General features: G+C 57.3%; 1 protein-coding gene. It reads right to left on the bottom strand.

Annotation, left to right across the window (positions count from 1 at the left end; genetic code table 11):
- Window positions 1–2 precede the first annotated feature (2 nt).
- Complete coding sequence (locus G5315_RS20480; RefSeq protein WP_421333916.1) at window positions 3–965, bottom strand: IS1595 family transposase; 963 nt, start codon at window positions 963–965, stop codon at window positions 3–5.
- Window positions 966–1,032 lie beyond the last annotated feature (67 nt).

The raw sequence follows: 1,032 nt of genomic DNA, 5'->3' as shown, positions 1-1,032 counted from the left end.
GGCTATGTCCCAATTACGTGTTGCATGGGGCGCCCCAGGGCCTCATACAAACACACTTTGATATTTACGCCTTTTCCGTAACGCTCCAACATCCTGCGCCAACCCAGGTAGTTCTTCAGGTAGTGCGTCGCCACTCCATGAAATCGCTCCATCCACTCTTTCAACCGATGGTGATATCCGTTCACATGCTGGATGTGATACGCACCGACTACCCGTTCGCCTTGACGATTGCGCACCACCTGATGGGTTATACCCTGTTCCTTGCTGAAACAGGCATACACACCCGCCCCATCGCTACACAGCACCGCATCCGGTGACACCAACGGCTTCAACACCGCGATGACCGTCTCGGCATCTATTTTCTCCAACTGGAAATCCGCATGGTGGCCTGCACGGTCTTGTACCACCATCACCGGGATGTAATCTGGCCCGGTTCCACGAGTTCGACCTTTACCACCGCGATGACGTGGTGGACGCGGCAGTCCCCGCTGCCCCTTGAACGATTCAAGGAAGAAGGTCTCATCAACCTCAACGATGCCCTCTTCCCGGGTGGCCTGATGGGTTGCCATCGCGCGCAAGAAGCGGTGACGCCAGAGGAACGCGGTGTTCTTGCTGACCCCACAGCGCCGCGCAGCCTGGCGGACAGTCAGTCCTTCGATGAGGGCTTGCGCGTAGTCTTCCCAGCACTGTGCTTTACGCAATCTGGCCAAGGGCGTCTTGGTCAGAACGGTGCTGGTGCGCAGACACAGTTTGCAACGGTAGCGGCGCAGTCCCCGACTCCATCCCCAAGGCGCCAGCTGGGTAACATCGGCCTGACAATGGGGGCAGCCACTGCATGCCGGTAACTGAGTATTGAGCGAGGTAATGGTGTGGGGTGCAGTGAGCTCCTGCTGAGCAACACGGCGCTGGCGCAGGGTTAACTGGGGAAAAAGGGACAACAGGTGTTGAAAGGCTGGGGTATCCATGATGGTAGACCTCAAGGTGATGGCCTACTTCAAGATTAGCCTTTCAACACGTAATTGGGACAGAGCC

This window comes from Aeromonas sp. 603607 (assembly GCF_049171595.1).
GTDB lineage: Bacteria > Pseudomonadota > Gammaproteobacteria > Enterobacterales > Aeromonadaceae > Aeromonas > Aeromonas veronii.
Note: the sequence above shows the minus strand (reverse complement) of the source record. Positions and strands in the feature narration are given on the sequence as shown.

Coding starts and splice junctions, on each gene's coding strand:
- G5315_RS20480 (WP_421333916.1), bottom strand. CDS start 965: ATGGATACCCCAGCCTTTCAACACCTGTTGTCCCTTTTTCCCCAGTTA.